Raw genomic sequence first — 26,596 nt, 5'->3', positions numbered from 1 at the left:
TTAATTCATTTGAATACAAACTAAGAGCCTAAGTTTAACTGATTTCTAACCAATTCATAATAAGCTCCTTGAAATCCAACCAATTCCTGATGCGTTCCAACCTCAATAATCTGGCCTTTATCCAGAACCACTATTTTATCTGCATTAATCACTGTGCTTAATCTGTGGGCTATAATTACCACTGTTCTATTTTCGAAAAAATTTGATAAATTTTTCATTATAATTTTTTCATTGTTGGTATCCAGAGCCGAAGTTGCTTCATCAAAAAATAAAATTTCAGGATCTTTATATACGGCTCTCGCAATAAGTAATCTTTGTTTTTGTCCCGTGCTCATACCTGTACCTTCGCTTCCAATTTTAGCATTATATCCTAACGGAAGCCCCAAAATATAACTTGATATATTAGCCACTTCTGCTGCATATTTTAGTTTATTTTTGTCAATCTTATCAACTCCAACTGCAATGTTATTGGCAATGGTATCATTAAAAATAAACCCTTCCTGCATTACCGTTCCAATACTATGACGCCATACTTTTTGAGCAATATTTTTTAAATCAATAGCATTGTTTTGTTCGTTAAGCAATTTAGGCATCAGTGTAATTGTGCCATTTTCTAATTCATAAAATTTTAATAATAATTTCATCAGGGTCGATTTTCCGCTGCCGCTTGTACCAACAATAGCCGTTATTTTGTTTGCCGGTATTAATAAATTTAAATTATCTAAAACGATGTTATTAGAACCTGCATAACGAAACGACAGATTATTAATTAAAATATCAAATTGCGAAGGCAAATCATGGGTCTGATATTCTTCCTGCTGACTTTCATCTTCTTTTTCATGAATTTCAGATAGTCTGGCCAGAGATATCTTTGCATCCTGAATTTCTCTCACAAAAGTGATAATTTGTACTATAGGTCCGTTTAAACTTCCTACTATACTGCTTATAGCGAGCATCATGCCGAGAGTAATTTGTCCGTCAATAACAAATTTAGCCGACAGAAAAATTATAATTATATTCTTTATTTCATTGATAAAATTCGATCCCGTAATTTGGGTTTGCTCTAAAGCCAGTCTTTTAATTGACACTTTGAATAATCTCGCCTGAATATATTCCCAACCCCATCTTTTTTGCTTTTCAGCATTGTGAAGTTTAATTTCCTGCATTCCGCTTATTAATTCTATCACCTTGCTTTGTTCCTGACTTACCTCTGCAAATCGTTTGTAATCTAAAACAGATCTTCTTTTTAAAAACAATATAATCCATAAAAAATAAAAGGCGCTTCCTAAGAAAAAAACAACAAATATTTCGATACTGTAATACGCTAAAACACCGCCCATAATAACCATGTTGACTATTGAAAATAAAACGGTTAATGATGAAGAAGTTAAAACGTTTTCAATTCTCTGATGGTCATTAATACGCTGCATAATATCACCCGTCATCCTGACATCAAAAAATGAAATAGGCAGATTCATTAATTTTATGAAAAAATCCGAAATTAAAGATATATTGATTCTTGCTGACATATGAAGCATAATCCAGCTTCGTATAAGATCCAGAGCAGTTTTACCAACAAATAAAAAAAGCTGGGCAAATAGAATGAGATAAATAAAATTGATATTCTGATTTTGTATTCCAACGTCAACAATACTCTGTGTCAAAAATGGAAAAATCAACTGCAGCATTGTTGTAGCAAGTAATCCTACGGCTAACTGAACCAGAAATCTTTTATAAGGAATGATGTATCTGAATAATAGCGAAAATCCAAATTTATTTTCTTCAGGTCCCTTTTCTTCATTTTCGCTAAAAAGCGGAGCTGGTTCTAGTAAGAGCGTTATTCCTTCTTCGGTTTCACGATTTGAGTTACTTCCTATCCATAATTTTATGAATTGTTCTTCATCATATTCTAATAAACCAAATGCCGGATCTGATATAAAATATTTTCTATTCTTAACTTTATACAATACCACAAAATGAATTTTATTCCAATGTATGATGCACGGAAGGGGAATCTCGCTGAGTTTTTCACAGCTAAGTTTTGCACCTAATGTTCTAAAACCAATCTTTTCGCAAGCGTCACTTAACAACAATAAATTACTGCCTTCGCGATTGGTTTCACTATAAGTTCTTAAATCCTGAATATGAATAATTTTACCATAATGTTTGGCAATAATTTTTATACAAGTCGCTCCACAATCTTTAGAATCAGCCTGAATATAATTGGTAAATTTTTTCAAAATTAATTGTATATACTTATTATTTTTAACTTAATATAATTTTTAAGTTTTGTTTTTAATAGTTCTGAAATTTCATTAACAGATTCCTCGTCATCGTCTTCCAAATATTCTTTTATAGTTTCTGCAAGATGAACATAGGAAACAGGAATATTTAGTTCTTCTAATAAAATTTCATCCAATTCATCTAATATATATTCTCTAAAAGGCGAATTAAGTTCTTCAATTACTATACTATTTTGATCAGAAGCAGATTCCTTTAGCTCAAAACCATTTAATTTTACGATCTTAAAATCCTGATTTTCTTTAAAAAAAACATTTATTTTTTTATACAGATCTACGCTATAGAGATCTCTTTTTAATAAAAATTGATTCGAATCAAAACTATCGTTTCGCAATTCAGCTTGAAATTCATTCATTAATTCCTGAACAATTTCCGGATTTAGAATTTCAATTTCTGAATCTATTTCATTAAATTCATTGATTAATGCGCCCAGATTTGCGTAAGATTCCGGATAAAATCTCATGATATAATTTTCCATGAATTTGCATATTACAGGCTCTTTTTTATAGTTTCCTAACAAATGCAGATATGTCTTGTCAGGAACTTTATGAAAATCAGCAAAACCAAAATATTCATTATCAACAGGCTTTTCAGGAAATAAAAAATTAACTTCCTGTTTCATTGATTCTGCATATTTACAAAGTAAAAGCTGCTCAAAAAATACATTAAAATGCAGCCCGTTTATCCGACTCCAGGAAACCTTGTTAGCATCAACAAACTCGATACTTTTTTTACAGTAGTTTTTAAAAAAATTCACGTTATTTCCCCCAACAATACCCATATTGTATGAAATATTGCTTTGGTCGATATGAAATTTTTGCAATTCTTCCGGTAAATAAACCAATTCCGGATAAATATCTTTCCAGATATTGCGATAATACATATCCGTAACTTCCATACTTTGAACAACCAAATTTGAATTCTTAAATTGGTCTGTTAACGAATTCCATACAAAAACATCGCCATCAACGTGTAAAAAAGGTTCGTTTTGTTTTTGAAAAGTTTTGACTTTTGCAATTGCCCAAAAATCCTTGGGATAATCATTGACTTCATCCAAAATGACATGAACTTTGGTATAAGGCAATTTTAATTTTTCGATCAAAATTTCATAACCAAATTTGTCCGTATATAATTCTACATCATTGTGATATTTAATGAGCTGATGGCAACTCAAAATCCAGCTCATCCAATGATACCGATAAGAATACCATCCCCCGGAATTATCAAAATTATTTTGATTTCCACTCCAGAAACTTTGTATAACTTTCATTTTTTTTTAATTAAAACTGTAAATACCTATAATTTTTAAAGTGATGTAAATTTCAATTTTACCCTTAATAACAGCTGCCATTTCTTGTACGGAATCCTGATCGTTCTCATCTTCTAAATACAAGTTCATTTCGTCGATAAGATCGAAATAAGATATTGGAACAAGCAATACCTCCATAAGTATTTCATCTACCTGATCTAACTCAAAAATTCTTAAATCTGAATTATACTCCTCTATTTCCAGTGTTTTTATTTCATCTTTTTCAACAATATTAAAACCGGGCAAACGAACCACTTTAAAATCATTTTCTTCTTCCAGAAATTTTTTATATTCCCTATTTAAACCAACATTATTAAGGTCTCTTTTTAAAAGAAAATGAGATTCTGAAAATTTATTTTTTTGAACCTCCAACTCAAATTCTTCAGATAATTCGGCTACAACCTTATCATTTAAAGTATGCTCCTTTCCTATTACAGCTTCTTTCAAGAGATATAATTTCATTAATTGAGAATAATCTTTAGGATAAAATTTCATTATATATCCTTCCATTGCCTTACACACGGATAGATTTCTTTTAAAGTCTCCCAATAAATGCAAATACGTTTTTTGGTGAGGAACATGATGAAAATCTCCAAATCCTGTGTATAAATTGTCCTCCCAAATTTCAGAGAATAAATACGCTATCGGTAAACTATTTATCTCGGCCATTTTATAAAAAAGCACCTGCTCAAAAAAAATATTAAAGTTGAATAGGTTTATATCGGTCCAGATTTGTTTGTTTTTTTCAACAAACTCAAAAGCCTTTTTTGCATATTGCTTATAAAATGAAATGTCAGTGCCTCCGGTAATTCCCATATTAGCACTTAAATGTGAAGCATTCTTGCCAAAATCCTCAATCTCAACGGGTATATAAGACAAAAACGGAGCTATACTAGTCCACATAAAATGATAGTAATTTGTCGTTTTTTCCTTATTTTGAGCAACTAAAGCGGCCTTTTTTAAATTATTTGAAAACTCGCTCCATACAAAAACATCGCCATCAACATGAATAAACGGTTCTTCCTGCATCGAATAAACCTTAATTTTTGCCAGAGCCCAAAGTTCTGCCGGATATTCATTAAGGTCATTTAAAACAACATGAACTTTCGTATAAGGCAATTGAAGCTTATTAATAAGAATCTCATATCCAAAATCATCTGTATAAAGCTCTACTTTATCATAATACTTAACTAATTGATTTACACTAAGTATCCATCCCATCCAATGATATTGAGACTTACACCAACCGTATTCAGTATCTATTTTTTTTTGATTTCCAGACCAAAAACTTTGTATAATTTTCATTCGATTGAGAAACTAATTAGCTAAGTTTTTAAATTTCAATTGATTCAGATAACATTTGGTCAAATAATAAGACTTGAATTCATTGAATCTTTGTTTTTCATTAAAATGCCTGTTCATACTCATGTGAATTATGAGCCATATAAAAGAAGCAACCGGAATTGTATTTTGCTTTAACTCTTCTGATAATTTGCTTTTTAGATCCCTATTATGAACAAAACTGGTATAACTATAGGTCGCAACATTGAACCTTATTTTAGCATATTCTTCATTAAATTTCTTTCTTAAATCTGTAGTCAGTTGAAATTCTTTGGAGAAATTTTGAATACAGTTTTCGCAATAATGAATCATCTCATCATTTGTGAAGCCAATTAAGTCAAGATAATTTATAATTTTATGTATGGCAACAATAGAATAATCTGCAGAATCGAGATCTTTTAGAATGACATTTTCTATCAAATCTTTACTATCCAAATTAAAAATAAACTCAGCACAACGCATTAATACAGGACCTCCATATCTGAAAGTTTCTGGTGCATAAGGTAAAATCTGATACTTTTTGATCATATTGTCTACCTGCAAATTATCCACAAAATTTATAATATCTCTTTTATTATCAACCGAATCAGTTTTAAAACGTAATCGCAATTGACGACCATTGCTGTCATAATGAACAAAGAAAAATTCTGTCAATTTATTTGCTGTACAGAGTTCGCTGTATATCCTTTTTAAAATATCATTGTCTGCGTAAGAATTACAATAAACCTCAAAATATATCCAATCAGAAACCAGCGGAATATGAGTATTTGCATGGTTGTTTATAACAATATTTCTTGTAAACTCTTCCGATTTATAATAACTATTTTTTACACTCAAGATCAGTTCATGAGCATAATTACCCGAATCATTCTCTACTGCCGGATGAAATTGTTCGTAAATATTCTCAGAAACATAAAAATAATCACGCGTTTTAAGACTGTCGTAAATAATTTTCAGCTCTTCATCTTTGGATGTGTCAATGATTGAATTTCCTTTTAAATAATAAAAATTAACTGTTTTACTAAATTCAAACTTCACTATTTTTTCAAGAAAATAATTTTTAAATTCTTCAAAACTATAATCATCGTCTACCAAAAGAATTTGAGCTGGTGCTAACAATATATTGCTTTCCAAATATATTCTGGGAATAAAATCCCTAAAACACGAATAAGTATTAAAATCGAAATTGATGCCATATATTTCTTCATTATAAACTTCAAAATCACACAAAAACTTGTATAAATCAGACTCGGACATTTTAGGATTAATCGCTGATACTTTTTTGGGTTTAATCTCTTTTTGATGTTCTTTTGATACCAAACGCATTTTTCCGCTTTCTAAATAAGCGTATATATCTGATGTAAATATTGGATTTTTACTTTCTGCATAAGAGGTATTGATTGGGATGCAGTAGTCGTATAATTGCTCTTTTGGTGAAATATTAATACTTCTAAAGTTACCAACACAATTTACATCCGCAAGGATTTTATTCTTGTTAACCTCCTTTTCATAATTAATTATTTCCTTACACAATTCGGTATTGACTTCACTAAATCGCGAAATAATATCGAGCGCAGAACCACCGCCTAAACCTCGCATAAACACAATTTCTTCACCTGTACTTTTACATTTTAAAATCTCTGCTAAAACATTAAAAGTAAGCGGAAGCTGTTTTTTCTTTTCACTAATATTTGCTTCTGTTGGCAGATTTAGAAATAATTCTTTTTCTGTTGATGCTATAATTTTACGGAAAATATCCTGATGAAGTTTTAGAACAAAATCTGCATTATCATCTTGATAGCGAATTCCCGAATAAGGATTAAATATTGAATTTAAAGGAATAAAACCATCGTTATAGCTTTCGGACACTTTAGCTATAAATTCGTTAATTTTTCCTGTAACAGGTTTTGTATTAAAATTATAACTTAAAATAAAATCTATATATTTTTCTATTAATGGCTGAATATTCGAATTGACAGAACCAATTTGCAAATCAAAAGAATTAATAGAATGCGAAAAGCGTTTGTTTTCAGTTTCTTTGAAAAACAAATCCTGTTCCAGAATATATTGATTATTAAACAACTTCGCATCATTATTATCCTGTAAGTGATAACTTTTTTTGGCTATCAAATCAGAAAAATAAACCGGAAAATTGGTTTCTAATTTTTTTCCGTACGGATTAAATAGAAAATTTTCAATCAATAATCCAATATCAATTAACTGCAGTAAATAAACTTCGACTTCATCTGTTTCAAATCCTTCTAATAATAAATCATTGATTAATTGACCGATATCAGTACTTTGCCTAAATTTTTCCAGTAACCATTTTAAATCCTCATCATAATCAAGTTCAACAAAATTTATCTCAATTTTATCATTCTTTTTTGCCTCAGAATTATAAAAACCAATTTTATCATTATTTAAAAAATGTAGCGAAGGATTTATTGAATATTTAAGTCCCTTCCAATCTGTCTTTAACTTATTATTCTGGTGCAAAGACAAAAAAAGATTATCGTGAGTAATAGATAACTTAATGCTTTTTGATTTGGGCAATTTTGTAGAAGTGCCCCATTTTGCAATGCCTACGCTGCTAAATAATCCAAAAGGCGTTGGATTAAAGTGCGCTCTCGTATAATATTTTGATAATGAACCTTCAATCTTGTCTCTTTTATTCTTTTTTACATCATGATAAAGGCTGTTTGAAGAAATTAATACTGAAAGCTGGAATAAATCGTTTGCATCAAAAAAATCTACTATATCATTTCTATGAATGCTATATGATTGAACCGAAAAGTTGGTAGCTCTCTTGATAATTGCGTCAAAAAAAATCATTTTTATGCTGTTTATTAATTGTAATTTAGGGTTGGTAAAATGCTTTATTAATGCAAATTCACCAGCTCAAGCCACTTGTGGTCAATCTTGTTTTCTAGTGTTAACAGGATCAAACCAAGACCAACTGAGCCTTCTAAAAGATTTGTTTCTAAATGATAACTGCCTTTTTCATAAGCTAAGAATTGCTGATAATTTGAAGTTTGTCTCTCAACTATATTTAGCCATTTTTGAATATCTTCTGAAAAAAGAGTTTCATGTTTTTTGGAAGCTAAATGATATTGAATCGCTATTCCTGCAGATCCATGACATAATCCAAAATCATTTACAAAGGATTCTTCAAAAGATATTTTCTGGCAGGATGCTATTAACTCTTCTGATTCTTTTATTAAATGAGTATCATTTAAATAAATTCCACAATTATATAAGGAGTTAGCAATTCCAAAATCACCCTGACACCAAGATAATCTTGAATTAACAATTGTATTTGAGTGTATTAAAAGTAAGTTTGGATAAAATTGCTTCGAATTTTCATCAAACTTTTTATACGACTTTAAATAAGAAATACACGTTTGTAAAGAAGAAGTGATGTCTGATTTTAGTTCTGCAAAATTGCTTTGCAGATAGAGTAAAAAATTTAAATAACCGGCTATTCCATGAGCTATACCAAAATAAATGCAGAATCGATCATCACTGTCTAACGCCACTTCTGAAATTAAAATTTCCTGCAGGTTATTATTTATTTTATAAAGTAAATTTTCAGAAAAATGATTTAATTCTGCTATGTTTTGTTCATTTTTATCAGATTTACATCTTTCAATGAAATACATTGCAATTCCCATTGAACCATGGAGGAAATCATAGTGATTTGCTTCACAGTTACTTTTCAAATCTTCTAATAAAACGGAATCGATACTTTCAAAATATTCTCTATCAATATCAATTATATCATCTTCTAAACTTAACAATACGAGACCAAATCCGGCTAATCCTGAACATAACGTAGTTATAGATGGTTCGTTTTCAAGTATATTATTTACTTTCTCGATAATTGTTGTTAATTTCACCAAATAATCATCCAGTTTGTAAACTGAATACATTTTACTGTAAAAAAAAGCCATTCCGGATAAACCTGTTAATAGCCCAATCCTGTTTTCACCTTCAAATGATTCCCAAATATTTTTTTCAACCTTTAATATTGCATCTTCCATATACTAAAAAAATTAACCTAGTTAAATGTAAAAACTAAGATTTCTAATCTTTTTTGATACAAAAGCCTCTCTGAAAAGTTTTCTCAGCGGTATTATCTTTATTTTTATATAATACAGATACCGTAAAACAATCATTATCAGTATTAATGATTGTGTATATAAGCCTGTCGCCGGGCTGTATAGGTTCTGAGCCTGTATTTTTTGTACACACAACTTCGTATTTACATTCTGATAACCAGTTTAAACTCCAGGTAATTTCTAATTTATCATTAGTGTAATTCTCCTGAATCGAATCTTTCATAATAGCATATTGTCCGGGATGAGCCGGAGAATAATATTTTACATTTTTAAATCTTGCACAATCTAAACTTTGAGAATACCCTGCAAGTCCAATAAAAAGGGTAACAAGAAGCATGAATTTTTTCATTATATAATTTTTTCTTTTTAAAATGTTGTCAGGATTTCTCCCGACAGTAATTTTATTTATTAATTTCAATCAAAGGATATTTTCAAAACTGAAAATACCCTTTGTAGAAATTTAAATTCAGGTTTTAAACTTAACTTAAATTCAGAAACTTTGTTTTAGCAGCTGAAAACCATTGTAGTATAACAATTGATTGGCCATACAGATGTCTGGTTGCAAGAATTTGCTCCAGAATTTCCGCAAGTTCCACTTCCGCCAGTGATTGTAGATTTTTCCTGATCTGATAATTTAACAACTTTTAGACTTTTTAAACTTAATTTTTTTTTCATCTTTAATTTTGTTTGATGTTTGACATTGTTTTTTATAGTTCCATCTTAACCAAAAAAACCTATTTTAAACCACGTCGACTTTTGATAAAAACAGGTCGATTTTTCAATCAAGACTGAATTCAAAAATAGGTTAGATACAAATTAAGTCTTATGCATTTTTTATGCAATTTTAACACACTATTTATTTCCTTTTACACATTTAATTACATTACAAATAAAAAATATCACAAAAAAAAATTAAAAATAAAATTCAATTACATACAATATGTTTGTATATTCTTATAAATTGTGTATTATTGCTTACAAAAAAACACTCAGAAGTGATTAAAATAAAATTGCAAAAAATGCGATTAAAGAGACAATTATCGCAGGAAGAAATTGCTGATTTAATTGGTATGACTCAGTCAACTTATAGTCGAAAAGAAAAAGGAGTTACAAATATAACAATGCAGGAATGGATAAAAATTGCTAAAGTCTTGGCTGTCGAAAAAGATGAAATCTATCAGGCAAGCATTTCCAAAAAAGACATATTTAAGGTGTTCGAAAATCTAAACATTCCTCCCGAGTTTTTGGAGAAAATAAACTTTTTGCAAAAAGAAAATTTTGAACTTCAGGAAAAATTAAGAATACTTCAAAAATAACACTACTAAACTTGTCTGTATTTAAAAAAACAGGAGTTGGGAAAAAAATTAAACTGGGTACCTTAATTTTCAATTTCCTGTCTGAGCAAATAACAAAGCTCTTTCAAGGAATTCGTCTCTCCCCTGCTGAATCCCTAAAATAGTCTGTTTTACTTTAATATCGGGTACTATTCCAACTCGCTGGGTTTCTTTTTTATTAGGATAAAAAATACCATAACTGCTAAATTGTGTCCAAAATCCATTTATGATTTCAAAGCGTACCACTCCTCCATCTGCTCCTGAGGTCTGAGAGCCAATAACAGTCGCGTATGGTGCTGTCTGAAAATTCATTGCAGTATATTCACCATGGCTTTGGGTGACTTCATTTACTAATATGATGACCTTTCCTTTGTAATAATCAGGATTAATCTTTCCGCATTTCTCGATTTCTTTTCTCCAGACAAATCTACCAGGAGTGGTTAAATCGTTGTCGATGAATTTCACAAATTCTCGTGGTTCCGGGTTCAGATATTCTGATATTATATAATTGGTACCCTGTGAATTATATCTCAAATCAAAAATAATTGCTTTACTATTCATGCATTCTTTCATGATTGTAGGAACGTCATCTTCTGTAATTGCACTCATATCAATATAGGCCACATTATTGTCCAAAAATTTCCATTTATCTTTTTCAACAACCTTATTTTTTATATTCTGATAGGGATATCGCTTTATATACTTTAAGGCTGTTTTTCCTTCCCTGTTATATTCAACTTGTAGAGAATCTGATTTTCCATTAAAAATCACCCAATACATATTTCGCAAAATAGCTGCTTCGTTAGATCCCTCAACATACTTGCTGTTCTCCTTAATTAAAAAATCAATGGTTTTTCCATTCACTTTTGTAATAACATCTCCTACTTTTATATCAGAAATAGTTGCCAGAGAATCATTTTTCAAACTTATGACTACTGCTTTTTTATTAATAATTTTAAAATCAGCTGGTACAAATTTATCGCCAAATTTTTCAAACATTTTACTTGTTCCAATAGATGCGTGACTATCATTTAATTTAATCGATAATTCGCGCATTGCTAAATGAAATTCAATTTCACTTTTTGTATTTATAAATTCCGGCAAAATATCGACGAGGACTTTATCCCAATTTTCATCCATTTGGTATTTATAAGGAAAAAAATAAGCAACATAATTCCAATATCTAAATAAGGCTAAGAGCCTCATTTTTTTGTCAGACCATTCAAATTTAGAATATTTAACCTCATTTGTAAATTGCAAAGGAGAGGCATTTGGATTCGTTGTTTGAAAAGAAACATAAAAATTGGGACCTTGAAATCTATTTGCCTCAATAGTTTCTAATTTTTCAGACAGTTCTTTTGAGAAAAACTTTCTATTCTTAAACCATGCAAAACCTAAGTTTTTGTCGAAATAATCATTTTTAGACGATCGCTCTAATAAGTTGACACTATTTTTAACTTCTCCCAAAGAGTTGATCCACTCAAAAATAACAGTGGAAAATTCTTCCTGCGTTTGTGTTTTTTCTGTTTCCTGTAAAATTTTAAATAGTTGATCATCCCAATTTTGGCTGCCATTAGCAACATTTGGATGATAATATTTCAAAAAGCCCCAAACTTTACCTATTGCATATAGTTTTTCAACTTCAGTTAATTCATTGTTATAAGAATTATTACTAGTTCTCAATGTTGCCGAATATCCATATATACCAGCTAAAAGCATAAAAAGCAGAATAATTTTTTTCATAGAATGGATTAAATAGTTACTTGCATGGTCAAATTAATGTCTTTTAGAAAGAGCATTTTGTAAATAAAATATTTTATTGAACAGATTGATTTCCAAGAAAACAATTCATAGTTATATTAATAGTAAATGTTTTATAGGGAATATTGTCTTGAAGAATGGAAAAAGTTAATTTCAAAACTAAGATATTATCAAAAGACAGTACCGATTGCCTATATTTTATAAAATTTTTAATACAATCCAGAACTATTCATACCTGCCTTTAAATAAACTCATTATCAGTTAATTAAAAACAGCATCTTTATTTTGAAGTATTCTTATTTCTTCTTTAAGTTCATAATTTTTCCTCTGCAAAAAGTCAATTTGCTCCAAAACGTAAGTAACAATATAGAGATTTTGATTCTCCGACACATTTAGTTTGTCTTTTTTGGAAACACTTGCCTGATAGATTTCGTCTTTTTCGACACCTAAAACTTTAGCAATTTTTATCCATTCCTGCATTGTTATATTTGTAACTCCTTTTTCTTTTCGGCTATAAGTTGACTGTGTCATACCAATTAAATCAGCAATTTCTTCCTGCGATAATTGTCTTTGTAATCGCATAATCTGCAATTTTAATTTAATCACTTCTGAGTTTATTTTAAGAAATAATACTTATCCTTTTTTCGTTCTGTCTGTTGTTATTGTACAAGATCAGAGGATTGAGAGTTGGAGGTTAAGAACACACAAAAGCTATAAATGATCACGTACGCTCCTTTATTAAAAAGTGGTAATAATTGATTTTTCATGAATGCAGTTTTTAACTAGTAAAATCCCTGATAAGGACAAATCGAAACTATATTAAAAATCAAAAAATAAAAAAACATCCAATAAAAATCAAGATTTAAAAAACTGCTATATAGATCTAAAAAATTAACAATCAAATACATACATTTATAGTGCAAAAATAAATATCAAGATAAAATATAGAAATTTAGCAGGTAAATTATCGATGTAGTAGCTCTAAAAAAGCGCAAAAGATTCTTAAAAAAGAAAAAATGATTTGTAAATTGTCCCCGTCAAGGTCAAAACATGAAAAGCCCATTTCTAACGAAATGGGCTTTTTTTGACTTTTTATTTATTCATATTTACACTTAAATAAAAAGTTGTCTCAGTATCTTATTTCAATAACATTCTTTCCGTAATTATTTTATTTGAGGAAGTTTCAACTCCGGTAACTTCGGCATACTTTACATTTGGTAACCAAAAAGAACCTCCTTCAATGCGCACAAATATTTTTTCGACTTGAATTCTCTTCTGATTCACACTTACAAAAACATGATATTTTTGATCTGAATCTATTTTTTTCAAGGTTAAAGGCAACTTTTTATACGATACAAATTGAAGCTCAAATTCTTCATTGTTTAAGGTTTTGCTTTCTAATCCGTATGCAAATTTGCGTTGCATATAATTCAAATCTTTTTTTTCTCCGTTTTCAGCATATCGAATCCAATAGGCTTTTATAGGATTGCTTTTGTTTATTTTTCCATTTTCCTGATAGTTTATAGCATAAATAGCAGTGTTTATATTTGGGTCACGCTGAATATAAAATAGCATATTATCTATATTCTTAGGCGTTGGAAAATTTAATGGCGATGGATTTTTAGATTGTGCCAATACATTTTCAGAAATTATAGTTACTAAGATCGTTATAACGATTAGTGATTTTGTAATATATTTAAATGATAAATTATTCATATCGAAGTTTTTATATAACCTATTGGTTACAATTATTTTTAACACATAGAAACATAGATTTAGGACGCTTAAAAAAGGCGTTTCACTCATTCAAACAAACATAGTTGACTATGTGTGAGAAACTAGTTTCTTTTTGTATTCTTCTTTTACATATAAAATCTATGTTTCTATGTGTTGGAAGAAAACACTTAATTGGTTATTTATATTCTAATTAGATTAGATTCGATTACATTCTTTTTTCGTTTACTTTAAAAACCCAATATTTAATCAGCGGATAATTAAATCCATAAGAAACAAAACTGTCCGTGATTAATCTTCCGATTCTATAATCGATTTGAAATACTTTTTGTAAAATAAGCGTACCAAATGATTTTAAGGAAATGCTTCCCAATACAACCAACGCAAATTTAAAAAGCTGACTATTGATGTGGCTGCTATAACCGGATTGAGTTTTAAATACCCAAAATCTATTGATGCTGAAATTGATAATTGCGCCAACGGTTCCGGAGATTAGAATAGAAAAAGTAAAATGCAATTCAAATACTTCTGTTAATAAAATCATTAAGGCATAATCAGTAATGCCACCTAAAAATGCCGCAACTTGTGCTTGTAGAAAGGTATAAACAGATTTTTTCCTGAACATTTCAGACTTGGTTTTTATCCCTTAAATCGCCTAACTTTAAAAGTTTTAAGCTATCAATAGTATTGATTATAAATAAGATAATAGAAATTAAGCCCGCCAAATAGGTAATTGATCCGTGAAATAAAACTTCTATAATTAAAATTAAAGCAATAATAAATCTAAGTTCTGTTGGACCAAAAAAGCCAGAATCTATACTGTATTCATTTGTAATTTTGTAGCGTAATTGACTGATAATAATAGACCAACCGTACAATGCGACAAAAGCAAAAGCTACTATTTCTGTGCCGTTTTTAGCATAAATGTAGTAGCCAAAACCTACGAGTACAATACCAATCCAATCGGCAATAATATCGAGTGCAAAACCATACCAACGACGCGGAATATTTCTATAATAAGCCAATCTTCCATCTAAAGAATCGCCTAACCAATTTATAACCAAACCAATAATACCCAAAAGCAAATACCAATTTGTTAAATAAGTACCTAAAACAAAGGCTAGAAAAATTAATCCCGAACCAAACGTACCAATTAAAGTAAGTACGTTTGGCGAAATGAATTTAGGTACTTTCGGAAGCAAAAATACAATCGTTAACTGTTCTGCTCTTTTTAAAATATTAGTTCGCTTACGGTCTGAAAATGTTCTTTGTGCAATGGCACTGTAATCTTCAATCTGTATTTCTTTTCCCATTAATAGCGTAATATTTGTAAGCCAGAAAGTATCGTCAATTCTACTTTTGCAATTTTTAGTTTTACTTTTCTCTGACTATTTTTTAAAAAATCGGTCGTACTTTTTAGTTTACCTGATCTAACCAGATAACTAAATGCGAGGATAATAAGCATGATTATTTAACAATTCCCGCAAAGCGCTGATAGAAAACCGTTGGACTATTCTCATTTTTAGGAGCATATTTTCCGGCTATAATCGGGATATAAATAACTCTCCTTCTGCTTTCTTCGCCTATAATAGAAGATTCTGCAACTCTGTGCCACAAACGGCCATCGTGAATCGTTAAATCTCCAGCTTCCGGAATAATAGCAACTTCCTCTGCATCTGGTTTATTATCTAAAAAGTATTTTTTGCGAAAAAGCATTTGATAAATACTTTGTTTATGAGTTCCCGGAATGATTTTAAGACCACCGTTTTCAGGTTTTAAAGTACTTAAATGAATACCCACATTTAGCATTGGGTTTAATTTTGCCCCATAAAAAATATCTCTCAAACCATCTGTATGCCAACCCATTTTAGTAAACTTACTTTCTGGTCCATTGATATAATGATTGAAAACCATTCCGTCTTTTTCTTCCGTTCCTAATCTTGCGCCCTCGCCTGCCAATGGCAATAAACCATCAAATCTTGGATCAAGTAAAAGACCGCTTAAAGTTTGATGATGTTGGTTGATAAAAGCAAAACGTTGTACAATTGGAGAACCATCTAAATCTTTTCCATATTTAATTGGAACGCCGTTTACTTTTTGAAGATCATTTTCAATCCAATTTTGCTCTACTTGTTTTGAGGCGTCAATGATTGATGAAACAGTTTCGGGATTTATAAATTTTTTGAAATGGATGAAACCATGTTCGTTAAAAAATGCAATTTGCTCATTAGTTAATTGCTCAGTAAGGGTGAAGGTTTTATAAGAAGATACCATGATAATATAGATTTAATAAATGAAATAATAGTGTTTGTAATTTTATCTAAAAGACTGCAACAACAGCAACAACAATACATTAGCATGTTTGTGTGCATTCGGCCTTTAGGAAAACTAAACATATTTTTTCTTTTATCTGACATACTCTATAGAATTAGTAGAATTTAATACAAACATAATATAATTTTTCTTTTGCAAAGAATATTTTTTTTATTTTTTTTCGAAAAAAATTAAATTTTATAAATTCCGGCTGCGGTTTTTTCGATGAAAGCCTTTGGTAGTATGCGATTCGCATAAACCGAAATAATATTTGTAAAACCCGGAATAACTTCAGATTTTTTGTTGAACATGGCTTTTACAGCCATTTTTGCAACCTCATCAGGTTGCATATTAAACTTTTCGGCCATTTTGCTAAAAGCATTTAAGCCAGCTCTCTCAGCAAAACCAGTATCAACCGGACCCGGACTAAAACAAGTAACTGAAATTGAAGTTTGAGCAAGTTCGAAACGCAAGGCACGCGTAAACGATAAAACAAAAGCCTTTGTTGCCGAATAAACAGCAAGCGTTGGCACAGCTTGGTATGCAGCAGTACTCGATATATTTAAAATATAGGCTTGTTTTTGTTGTGAAAGTATAGGTACTAATAAATGCGAAAGCTCTACAACGACATTCATGTTAAGTTGCATCATTCCAAGCTGATCACTTAGAGAAGACTGACTAAAATCGCCCCAAACACCATAACCTGCATTGTTTATTAAAAAACCAACTGGATAGTTATTCTCTTTTATCCAATTTGTTACTTTTAGCGATGCATCATTCGTCGAAAGATCAATCGGTAAAACAGAAGCATCGATGCCGTATTTAACCTGAAGATCATCAGATAGAGTTTTTAAATCCTCTTCACTTCTTGCAACAAGCAATAGTGGATAACCTTGTTTAGCCAATTCATAAGCAATAGATTTTCCAATGCCTTTGCTGGCGCCGGTTATTAAAGCATACGGTTTAGTTTTTTCGCTCATTTTATTAATTTAATAAATCAAATATAGAGATTAATTGTAAACTGTTGGCTCTGCAACGTGCATAATGGTTCTCCTCTTCTTCCTTACTCTCTTTATTGTACACTATTTTATAGTACCCTTTCAATCGAACCACTTCGTACAAATTTCATAACAAAAAATGGTTTCAATTTATAATATGCAACCACGTTTAAGATTAAAAAAAAATAAAATGTTCTTTTAAATTCTAATTTTAAGGTTATGAGATTTTTATATGAAAACAAAATAATCTAGTAGAATTATGAAAAAACTATCCTATTTTTTAATGATTTCACTTTTAGTAGCAACAGCTTGCAAAAAAGAACATTCAACAGTTGAACAAGACACTAAAAGTACAACTGCATTAGCATCTGATTCAATAACAGTAATTGCAAAAGAAGCTTGGATTTACGGATATCCAATATTTTACAATTATAAAACCATTTATGCAAGTGCAATAAATAAAGATGATAAATCATATGCCGGGTTTAATAAATTTAAAAACTTTGCAATGAGTGCAACTCCTGCAGATACCTTAGTAATAACCATAAATAATGATACTCCATATTCGATGGCTTCTCTCGATGTTTCAAATGAACCTGTTGTACTAGAAGTTCCAAAAATCGAAAACGACCGATATTATGTAATGCAGTTAGTAGATCTCTATACTTTTAATTACGAATATATCGGGACTCGTGCAACGGGAAATAATCCGGGGAAATATCTGATTGCAGGACCGGACTGGAAAGGTGAAACTCCAAAGGGAATTGATAAAGTTTTACATTCCGAGACAAATTTAATATTTGTGGTTGGCAGAACTCAGCTTCACGATCCAGGTGATTTGTCGAATCTTAAAAGAATACAAACGCAATATAAATTAATTCCGTTGCACGAATATACAAAGCAGGCGGCGCCGAAAGTTAAAAGTTATAATCTGCCGCTTCCTGTCTGGAAAGAGAGTGATTACAGTTCTCCACAATTTATCAATGTCTTAAATTCTTTGTTGCAATATGCCAGCGAAGACAGCAGCGAAAAAGAACTTAGAGCGCGTTTTGCAAAAATTGGAATTGTACCCGGAGTTCCCTACGATAGCTCTAAGTATCCACCAGAAACTATTAAAGCAATAGAAAAAGGAATCGCAGAAGCAAAACAAGAGCTGGAAACTAAATTGAATAATTTGAAAGATTTCGGAAATCTTTTTGGTACGCGGGCTGAACTTAAAAATAATTACCTAAACCGTGCAATTGCAGCAGCTGCCGGAATTTATGGCAACACAAAAGAAGAAGCAGTTTATACGGGAAGCAGTAATGACAAGAATAACCAACCGCTTTTAGGAAATAACAATTATATTTTAAAATTCAGCAAAAATCAGCTGCCAAAAGCAAAATATTTTTGGAGTATAACCATGTATAATCTACCTAAACGTTTCCTTATTTCAAATCCGATTAACAGATATTCTATTGGAAATAAAACTAAAGGTTTAAAATATGAACCTAATGGAGATTTGATTATTTATCTACAAAAAAATTCCCCTGGAAAAGAAAAAGAAAGCAACTGGCTCCCTACTCCAAAAGATGAAAAATTCATGTTTGTAATGAGAATTTATGGTCCGGAACCCGATGTAATTAATAACATTTGGAAAATGCCTTTACCTGAAATTGCCAAACAATAAATCCAGACAAATTTAAAGCCCATTTTCAACGAAATGGGCTTTTTTTTATATTATTTAGCTGACTTTACTCATAAATACAAAACAGTTTCATCTCTATAGTACTGTCAACTTCAAATACATTAAGATTAAATATTATTGATTAATTTGTGATATTGCAATTTAAAAAAGTATCTATTTTTTGAAAGCCTTTTTATACTAATTACTATCAATAATTTCTCTTTTTACGCCTGCTTTTTCAGCAATATCAATCATATGCTTTGTTCCGCCTTTATTATCTCCCTCTTTATTATTCCATAGCGCAATAAGAGTTACATGCTCACCACCTTTTTTGAGCGCATCATTTAGCATCCAAACATTTGTATCTTCCCATATGGAGTTTTGTTGACTATCATTGGTTTGCAAAAGTATTTTATACTGCTTTCTTTTTAGCAAATCATCAAATCGGGTATCCCAATTTTTACCGGCATAAGAAACCGATTCTTTTTTGAATTCATCTGGAGGCAATGTCAAATAAATTACAGTCGGAATTTGAAGTTCGTCACATATTTCATGAAATAAAATATCGCCACCGCAAGCTCCACCCGCGATACCGTAAAGCTCTGCATTAGTGTTGTTCTTAATTTCAGATACACATTTTTTTATTTTCAATCTTATAATTTCCTCGTTTTCCTGCGGAAATCTCTTTTGCACCCGATCTGGTCTATCGATCAAGTGCCCGCTAAATATTAAATAATGTTTCATGCTGTTTTATGATATAATATTAATTTGAATCATAGGTAAAGATTTTATGTTATCTAATCTAGAAATAAATTGTAGATCTTTCTGCTGAAAACCAGATTTCGACCATAAAAAAATACCTATTAAATTAACCTCACTATTTGATTTTTTTAAATTTACAAATTTAGAAGAAGAAATTACCATGAACTGATCTAATGTTTTTAAATCCTTGTTAAAATTAAGTAGCGATTCAATTTCTTTAAAATTGGTTTGTTTTGGAAAAAATATTAACCGAATTTCTATACCAACTAAAAAAACAAGTATAAATACTCTTTGTTAATATCTTATATATTGATAAATTTGATTTAACAAAAAATCAACAACTAACTACTAGACAGTTATTTATATCGTTGTTGATTTTTTATATACACACTATATCTCCAAAAGAAAATTCTACACGCCTTTTATTTCTTTTTTCTTAATTATTCAACAAAATATCTATTACCTGAAATTTAGAAACTCAGGAAGTAACAGAAGACGATTTCTTATCGAACCAAACTCGATTGGAAGCCATGAGACGACAAGAAAACAGGCTATTAAAATATTAGAAAAATTAGGTACAAGTAAAGATGAAAAAACACAGGTTCTACATCCTTTTGGTCATTTAGACGCAAAACAATAGTGCTGTGTCTTATTTTCATTTAAGTAAAATGAACTTCAAAAAAGTAATTAATTATTAAAATAAAATTTAAAATGGCATACAACCACGATATATTTATAAGTTACAGAAGACTTGGCGATACTCGAACCTGGATCGAAAACTACTTTGTTCCACTATTAGAGAATCACCTTAGTCAGGAATTGGGCCGTAACCCCATAATTTTTACTGATTCGCAAATTGAAACTGGAGACTCCTGGCCAAATGTCTTAGGGCAAACAATTTCTACTTCTAAGGTTATTATATTATTATGGTCAAAAAAATACTTAGAAAGTCTATGGTGTTCGTGTGAAATAGGTCATATGTTAGAAAGGGAAAAAAAGAATGGATACAGAACAATAGAAAGGCCAGATGGATTGATTTTTCCAACTGTTATTCATGATGGAGAAACTATGCCTATACAAATATCAACAATTCAGAAAGTAGAAATGCAGGAATTTTTTAAACTAACACTTAACAAAGATGGTCAAAAATACACTGAATTTGAAGATAAAGTAAAAACATTAGCAGGAAAAATTGCTAAAGCAATAGACGACGCTCCCCAATGGCAAAATGATTGGCAGATCGAAGCTGTTAATAGCTTTGTTAAGCAATTTCATAAAGAAGAATCAACACAAAACCAACCGCCTAGATTTTCAAACTGATGAGTAATATAATAACATTCTATTCCTATAAGGGAGGTGTTGGCAGAAGTATGGCTTTAGCCAATATCGCATATGAATTATCTAAAAGAAAACAGAAAGTTCTTGTTGTGGATTGGGATCTGGAAGCTCCTGGAATTGAGCGGTATTTTAGTAGTTTTAAAATTGAAAATTCTTCAGAAGGATTGCTTCAATTATTGGTCGCATTTAAAAGTGATAGTGAACCAAATTATCAGGATTATTTATGGAAAATCGAAACTTTAAACGAATTTCCAATTTCATTACTAAATAGCGGAAGAGATAAAGATCCCGCAATCTACTCATCATTACTTCAATCCTTTGATTGGTCAGATTTTTTCTCAAATAAAAATGGGGGTTTACATTTAGAATCTTTAAGAGAAGCCTGGCATAAAGATTTTGACTTTGTTTTAATTGATAGCAGAACAGGTTTAAGTGATTCAAGTGGTATTTGCACTATATTGATGCCTGACATACTAATTCCAATGTTTACGGCAAATTATCAAAGCCTATTTGGAATTCGTGATATTGTGAAATACATCCAAACTGCAAGACAAAAACTTGAAGTTGATAGAATGGCTTTAACCGTTCTTCCAATACCTTCAAGATTTGGAACAAGAGTAGAATTTAAAGAATCTCAGGAATGGCTTGAAAGAATTGCAGATATACTAAAAGATTGTTATAGTGATTGGCTACCCAAATGGATTGAACCAAAATATATTCTGGAACAAATTAAAATACCTCAATTTGATTACTTCAGCTTTGGAGAAAAATTAGCAGTAGTAGAACAAGGAACTAATGACCCTGAAGGAATGGGATTTATCTTTTCAAAGATAGCGACACTTCTTATATCGGATTTCAGTGATATTGAAAGTTTTGTAGGTAAAGAATATTATCAATTGAAGAAAAACGAGTTTGACTTAATTAATAATTCAAATAAAAAACAGGAAGAAACGGAATATTTGTATGATGTTTATATAAGCTATCCCAGAGAAGTTTATCAATGGGTTAGAGAATTACTTGTTCCTGCATTGAACGAATATTTAATCGATGAATTAGGATATATTCCTAATCTATATTTTGACATAAACGAAGTTAATATTTCTCAATCAACAACATTAAGTACCGAAACAGCTATCCAAAAAGCAAAAACATACATATTCGTTGTTACTGACTCCGGGCTTGACAACACATTTTTGAATATCGAATTAACTTCTATTCTAAATAGGGAAAAAAATACTGGAAAAAATCTTTTGTTTCCTATCACATATGGCCATTCAAATTTGAAAACAATAGAATTTTTACCTTCAAGTTTAAATTCAAGAAGCTTCATAGATTTTAGCGCCTTTAATCTTGAAGAGACTATTAAAAGCACCAAACTTCGCTCTCAATTTGGCCAGGAAGTTGAAAAATTATCTTTAGCAATTGTTAAATCAATAAATCAAAATATAAAATCTGCCAATAAAGAAGAAATAAAGACTGAGGAAAACCTGGAAGAGCTATTACAATTTGCAAAAGATTATGAAGAAATTAGACGGAAAATGCCAAGTGGTATTTCAAGAACTAAACTAATGGAAAACATTGTAGTCAAAATGAAAGCAGGAATGAATGACCCAATAGCCAATTTATCAACTTGGACAAAAAGTACGTCAACAGGTAAAAGATTACTCGCTATAGCTAAACTTCAAAAATTTCCAAATTCAGATTATTTAAAGTGGTTGGCTGAACATGTAGGGAATTCTGAAAAACCCTTTATCGGTTATAATGCCTGTGTTGCAATTTATATAGCATCAAGGTCTTTTGGAAAAGAATATAAAAAAGAGATTCAGGAGACTTTGAAAATAGCGAAAAAAAATATTGAAAAAAGTATAGTCCAAGATCCAAATCAAATTATTGTAATTAAATCCGCATTAAAAGAACTGGAAATAGGATGATAAATAATTTGGAATAGCCCAGTTCAAAACAAAAATGTAAACAGCAATTTCTCTTTCGGGTTTTTATAGTCTTAAAAACTGAGCAGAATGTTTTTAAACCATCTAAAATAAAAAAAGCATAACACTTATTTATTATGAAAAAAGATAAACACGACTTAATAACATTGGCTAAAAATCACTTGAGAGGTGAAGAAATTGATACGGAAACTTATAAGGAATTATATGAAGGCCTGATTCAATATGAACAATTTGGTTATGCTACAGAAATTATTCTAAAAAGGATTGAGGAAATAGAAAAAAAAGGCGAAACAACAACGCCGAAACTTTATCATGAATTGGCCCGAAATGTATATAAAGACACTACTCTATCCGGTTATTTTAAATTTGGTAAAGCTTTAAATATTTTAAAAACGCATTGCAAATTAGATGATACATTAGATTGTGAAACACTTGGAATTGCAGGAGCTATTTATAAATACAAATGGAAATTTGACCATCAGTTCAGAAATTTATTAAAGTCCAGAGCCTATTATAAAAAAGGATATCAATTATGGAAAGAAGATCATTCACGCCTTTCTTCTGAATATACCGCTATAAACTATGCCTATGCAAATGAATTAATTGTGGTTAAGAGTCTGGAACAACTTTCAGAAATAGAAGGAGTAACGGATGAAGTAATAAAAAAATTCACTACTTCACAAAATGTACGGAAAGAGATTATAAATACTTATGTAAACGATGATCTCTCGCTAATAACTGATGGTCCCGACAAATGGTTTAATGCTACTATAGCTGAAGCTTATTTTGGAACAAGACAATATGAAAAAGCTATACATTTTATAAAACTCTATGTTGCTGACATTGAGGAAACGTGGAAAATACAAACATTTGCTCAACAGCTTTATCACATTGCCTCATTTCAGGAAACAGAAAAAAAGTTTAATCAACTGCCAAATGATCCTTTCGAAACAAAAAAAATAGATACTAAAAAGCAGAAACAATGCTTTTTAGCATTAGAAAAAAATGAAAAAGAGAACTTAACTCCTTCAGAGTTTGAATCCAAAAAAGAAGGAAAACTTGGAATTGGACTATCCGGAGGAGGATTCAGAGCTGCATTATTTCATATAGGTGTTTTAGCCAGTCTGGCCGAAAAAGATAAATTAAGAGATATCGAAGTCATGTCATGTGTATCTGGAGGTTCTATAATTGGAGTTTACTATTATTTAAAATTAAAACACTTACTAGAAACCAAAGTTGATGATGAAATAACCAAACTCGATTATATCGAAATTGTTAAAGAAATTGAGATTGAGTTTCAAGCTGCAGTGGAGAAAAATTTAAGAGTTCAGGTTTTCTCCAATTTATTTAAGAATGTCAAAATGTACTACACAAAAAAATACTCCCGAAGTTATCGATTAGGAGAATTGTATGAAGAGCATTTTTATTTGCCACTATTTAACAAATATTTTGATAAGAACGTAAAAGCTATTTATATGGGTGATTTAATTATCAAACCTAAAAGTGCTTCAAACTTTAATATCTATAATGATAATTGGAAAAGAAAAAATAAAATTCCTCAATTAATACTGAATTCCACAGCAGTAAATACCGGACATAACTGGCAATTTACAGCTACTTGGATGGGAGAACCACCAACATATATTTCGGATACTGTTGATGTAAAACCAAGATTACGAAGAATGTATTATCAAAATGCCCCTGAGGCTTATCAAAAATTTCGATTAGGATATGCTGTCGCAGCTTCTTCTTGTGTACCTGTTCTTTTTGAACCTCTATTATTAAGCGATTTGTACGAGGATATTGATTTAGAATTAATAGATGGAGGCGTTCATGACAATCAGGGTATTGCCTCTATACTAGAACAAGAATGTAGTTCTATTATTATAAGTGATGGCAGTGCTCAAATGTCTAATAATTATAAAAATGTTGCTAATGAATTATCACTTTTTTTAAGAGTAGACACTATTCTGCAGGAACGTTTAAGAGAAATACAATTACTTGATTTGAAATCCAGAAAGTACAGTGAAAACATTAATCAACTTTATATAGTACATCTAAAAAAAGGATTAGGTGAGCTTCCTGTAAGTTGGATTAACTGTACTGATGTGAATAGAAAAATCCTTCATGACGGTAAAATTGAAGACCCCAATGTACTATTAGATTACGGTTTGATGAAAAAAATTCAACAACAACTCTCTGAAGTCAGAACAGACCTGGATTCATTTAATGAATTAGAATCCTTTGCACTAATGTATAGCGGATACCAACAAACTAATCATGAAGTTGATTATGCATTTAGCGATACACCAGAACAATGGTCATTTAAAAAAATTGAACCTAGTTGCACACTTCCTGCAGAAGAAACTCAACTAATAAATCAACTTAAAATAAGTACTTATGTCCCTTTCAAAATTGTGCGTCTTTCTAAACTATTACAATATTTTGCCGCCGCATTAGGTATTGTCTTATTAATACTTTTGATAAATATGTTCTATAAAAAATGGGAATCTCCTGATCCAATTTTCACAATTACTTATCAGGAAGTAGCTGTAGCAGCCATCCTGATTGTTCTTTCCATATATTATAAGTTTGCCAAATACATAAATATTGAAAGCTGGATAAAGAAAAATATTTTTTATATCATCATCATTTTTCTTGGTTTTTTATTATCTAATATTTACTTACTGTCTTTCAATAAATTATACAATAAAATAGGAAAAATGAGATAAATCATTATTAATTTAAAAACTGAATTATCATGAAAATAAATAAAGATTGGCTAGTTTCAGATACAGATGCGGAAAAAATAAAAAAACTGATTTCTCCAAACGCACGTTATATTATTATTCCTAAATATTTGGTTATTCATTACACTGCCGGTGATACTGCAGAATCAGCTATTAATTGGTTTATGACAACACAAGACAAGGGTAATCCAGACCGAATTGCAGCACATATTGTTGTAGATGTAGATGGTACAATTACTCAACTAGTTCCTTTTAACAGAAGGGCTAATCATGCAGGATACAGTGTTTGGGATAAAATATCCGGATTTAATGATCATGCGATAGGTATAGAAATCGTTAATCCTGGCTATTTAGAAAAATTACCTGACGGAAGTTACAGAAGACATGTTGGACAAGACAAAAACAAGAAGCCTGTTTATAAGACCTACCCTGCTTCTATTGCTTCTAAAATTTATGTTGGCGATCATAAACATAAATTCTGGACAGATTCTGATAATCATCTTTGGTTTCAATTTCCAAAGGCACAACTGGATGCTGTATATGAATTAAGCAACTTGCTTACAAAACATTATCAACTGATTACCGCTATTGGTCACGACGATATTTCGCCTGCGCGAAAACCAGATCCGGGTCCTGCATTCCCTTGGGATGATTTCAAAAAGGCAGTCTTTGGAAAAACTGATTTTGTTGGCAGAATATTTAAGGTTACAGAAAATGGCACCAACTTTAGAAGTACCCCATCAAAAGAAAATACCCCAATAAAAAGCCTTAAAAAAGATTATGAAGTTGGACTCATCGAAACCAATGGTTCCTGGTACAAAGTTTATTTAGTAAATGAACGAAAAGATGTCGTTAATCCTGATGGCAGCAGTAAAAAAGAAATTGGATGGATACATAGTTCGTTATTGATTTTGAAATAAAA

General features: G+C 30.5%; 21 protein-coding genes. 6 read left to right on the top strand and 15 right to left on the bottom strand.

Translation table 11 applies throughout. From position 1 onward, the window contains the following. Positions 1–20: 20 nt before the first annotated feature. The 7 genes from CLU81_RS24160 to CLU81_RS27010 all read right to left on the bottom strand — a co-directional run bounded on the left by CLU81_RS24160 (position 21) and on the right by CLU81_RS27010 (position 9,744). The gene (locus CLU81_RS24160; RefSeq protein ID WP_099712173.1) at positions 21–2,240 is read right to left on the bottom strand and encodes a peptidase domain-containing ABC transporter; all 2,220 of its coding nucleotides are present in this window, start codon (positions 2,238–2,240) and stop codon (positions 21–23) included. A gap of 2 nt (positions 2,241–2,242) precedes the next feature. Then, positions 2,243–3,571: a DUF6734 family protein gene (locus CLU81_RS24155; protein WP_099712172.1), complete on the bottom strand. Its 1,329-nt coding sequence runs from the start codon at positions 3,569–3,571 to the stop codon at positions 2,243–2,245. A gap of 6 nt (positions 3,572–3,577) precedes the next feature. Then, the gene (locus CLU81_RS24150; protein ID WP_099712171.1) at positions 3,578–4,915 is read right to left on the bottom strand and encodes a DUF6734 family protein; all 1,338 of its coding nucleotides are present in this window, start codon (positions 4,913–4,915) and stop codon (positions 3,578–3,580) included. A 12-nt stretch (positions 4,916–4,927) separates the two neighbouring features. Then, complete coding sequence (locus CLU81_RS24145; protein WP_099712170.1) at positions 4,928–7,783, bottom strand: thiopeptide-type bacteriocin biosynthesis protein; 2,856 nt, start codon at positions 7,781–7,783, stop codon at positions 4,928–4,930. Positions 7,784–7,830: 47 nt separating this feature from the next. Beyond that, positions 7,831–8,991, bottom strand: a complete 1,161-nt coding sequence (locus CLU81_RS24140; RefSeq protein ID WP_099712169.1) for a lanthionine synthetase LanC family protein — start codon at positions 8,989–8,991, stop codon at positions 7,831–7,833. Between the two features lie 43 nt (positions 8,992–9,034). After that, entirely contained in the window at positions 9,035–9,418 is a 384-nt protein-coding gene (locus CLU81_RS24135) for a hypothetical protein (protein WP_144444561.1), read from the bottom strand. Positions 9,419–9,573: 155 nt separating this feature from the next. Next, the gene (locus tag CLU81_RS27010; protein ID WP_198857312.1) at positions 9,574–9,744 is read right to left on the bottom strand and encodes a hypothetical protein; all 171 of its coding nucleotides are present in this window, start codon (positions 9,742–9,744) and stop codon (positions 9,574–9,576) included. 344 nt (positions 9,745–10,088) lie between these two features. Here CLU81_RS27010 and CLU81_RS24125 point away from each other — a divergent pair, with 344 nt between their 5' ends. Next, entirely contained in the window at positions 10,089–10,385 is a 297-nt protein-coding gene (locus CLU81_RS24125) for a helix-turn-helix transcriptional regulator (protein ID WP_144444560.1), read from the top strand. A 69-nt stretch (positions 10,386–10,454) separates the two neighbouring features. Here the strand turns inward: CLU81_RS24125 and CLU81_RS24120 are convergent, their stop codons facing one another. From CLU81_RS24120 to CLU81_RS24090, 7 genes are all read right to left on the bottom strand, one after another. Further along, positions 10,455–12,146 (bottom strand): S41 family peptidase, encoded by a 1,692-nt coding sequence (locus CLU81_RS24120; RefSeq protein WP_099712166.1) that lies wholly within the window; start codon positions 12,144–12,146, stop codon positions 10,455–10,457. Between the two features lie 279 nt (positions 12,147–12,425). Further along, positions 12,426–12,746, bottom strand: coding sequence for a helix-turn-helix domain-containing protein (locus tag CLU81_RS24115; RefSeq protein WP_099712165.1), 321 nt, complete (start codon positions 12,744–12,746; stop codon positions 12,426–12,428). Between the two features lie 555 nt (positions 12,747–13,301). Continuing rightward, entirely contained in the window at positions 13,302–13,880 is a 579-nt protein-coding gene (locus CLU81_RS24110; protein ID WP_099712164.1) for a DUF4833 domain-containing protein, read from the bottom strand. A gap of 226 nt (positions 13,881–14,106) precedes the next feature. Beyond that, positions 14,107–14,523, bottom strand: a complete 417-nt coding sequence (locus tag CLU81_RS24105; protein ID WP_099712163.1) for a GtrA family protein — start codon at positions 14,521–14,523, stop codon at positions 14,107–14,109. Between the two features lies 1 nt (position 14,524). Further along, complete coding sequence (locus tag CLU81_RS24100) at positions 14,525–15,211, bottom strand: CDP-alcohol phosphatidyltransferase family protein (RefSeq protein WP_099712162.1); 687 nt, start codon at positions 15,209–15,211, stop codon at positions 14,525–14,527. 154 nt (positions 15,212–15,365) lie between these two features. Further along, positions 15,366–16,172, bottom strand: coding sequence for a phytanoyl-CoA dioxygenase family protein (locus CLU81_RS24095; RefSeq protein WP_099712161.1), 807 nt, complete (start codon positions 16,170–16,172; stop codon positions 15,366–15,368). A gap of 230 nt (positions 16,173–16,402) precedes the next feature. Next, entirely contained in the window at positions 16,403–17,191 is a 789-nt protein-coding gene (locus CLU81_RS24090; protein WP_099712160.1) for an SDR family oxidoreductase, read from the bottom strand. Between the two features lie 277 nt (positions 17,192–17,468). Between CLU81_RS24090 and CLU81_RS24085 the strand changes: the two genes are divergently transcribed. Then, a complete protein-coding gene (locus tag CLU81_RS24085) occupies positions 17,469–18,878 on the top strand; it encodes a DUF1254 domain-containing protein (RefSeq protein ID WP_099712159.1) in 1,410 nt (469 codons plus the stop codon). Between the two features lie 195 nt (positions 18,879–19,073). Here CLU81_RS24085 and CLU81_RS24080 read toward each other — a convergent pair whose 3' ends face one another. Then, positions 19,074–19,619, bottom strand: coding sequence for a hypothetical protein (locus tag CLU81_RS24080; protein WP_099712158.1), 546 nt, complete (start codon positions 19,617–19,619; stop codon positions 19,074–19,076). A gap of 729 nt (positions 19,620–20,348) precedes the next feature. Between CLU81_RS24080 and CLU81_RS24075 the strand changes: the two genes are divergently transcribed. The 4 genes from CLU81_RS24075 to CLU81_RS24060 all read left to right on the top strand — a co-directional run bounded on the left by CLU81_RS24075 (position 20,349) and on the right by CLU81_RS24060 (position 26,594). After that, a complete protein-coding gene (locus CLU81_RS24075) occupies positions 20,349–20,957 on the top strand; it encodes a TIR domain-containing protein (RefSeq protein ID WP_099712157.1) in 609 nt (202 codons plus the stop codon). Then, positions 20,957–22,906 carry a KGGVGR-motif variant AAA ATPase gene (locus tag CLU81_RS24070; protein WP_099712156.1) on the top strand — a complete coding sequence of 650 codons (1,950 nt, stop codon included), beginning with the start codon at positions 20,957–20,959 and terminating at the stop codon, positions 22,904–22,906. The genes CLU81_RS24075 and CLU81_RS24070 overlap by 1 nt, the downstream gene beginning before the upstream one ends. A 134-nt stretch (positions 22,907–23,040) precedes the next feature. Then, the gene (locus CLU81_RS24065; protein ID WP_099712155.1) at positions 23,041–25,656 is read left to right on the top strand and encodes a patatin-like phospholipase family protein; all 2,616 of its coding nucleotides are present in this window, start codon (positions 23,041–23,043) and stop codon (positions 25,654–25,656) included. 29 nt (positions 25,657–25,685) lie between these two features. After that, positions 25,686–26,594, top strand: a complete 909-nt coding sequence (locus CLU81_RS24060; protein ID WP_099712154.1) for an N-acetylmuramoyl-L-alanine amidase — start codon at positions 25,686–25,688, stop codon at positions 26,592–26,594. Positions 26,595–26,596: the final 2 nt, after the last annotated feature.

The sequence above is a fragment of the Flavobacterium sp. 9 genome, from assembly GCF_002754195.1.
Taxonomy (GTDB): Bacteria; Bacteroidota; Bacteroidia; order Flavobacteriales; family Flavobacteriaceae; genus Flavobacterium.
This window is presented reverse-complemented; position numbering and strand designations above follow the sequence as displayed.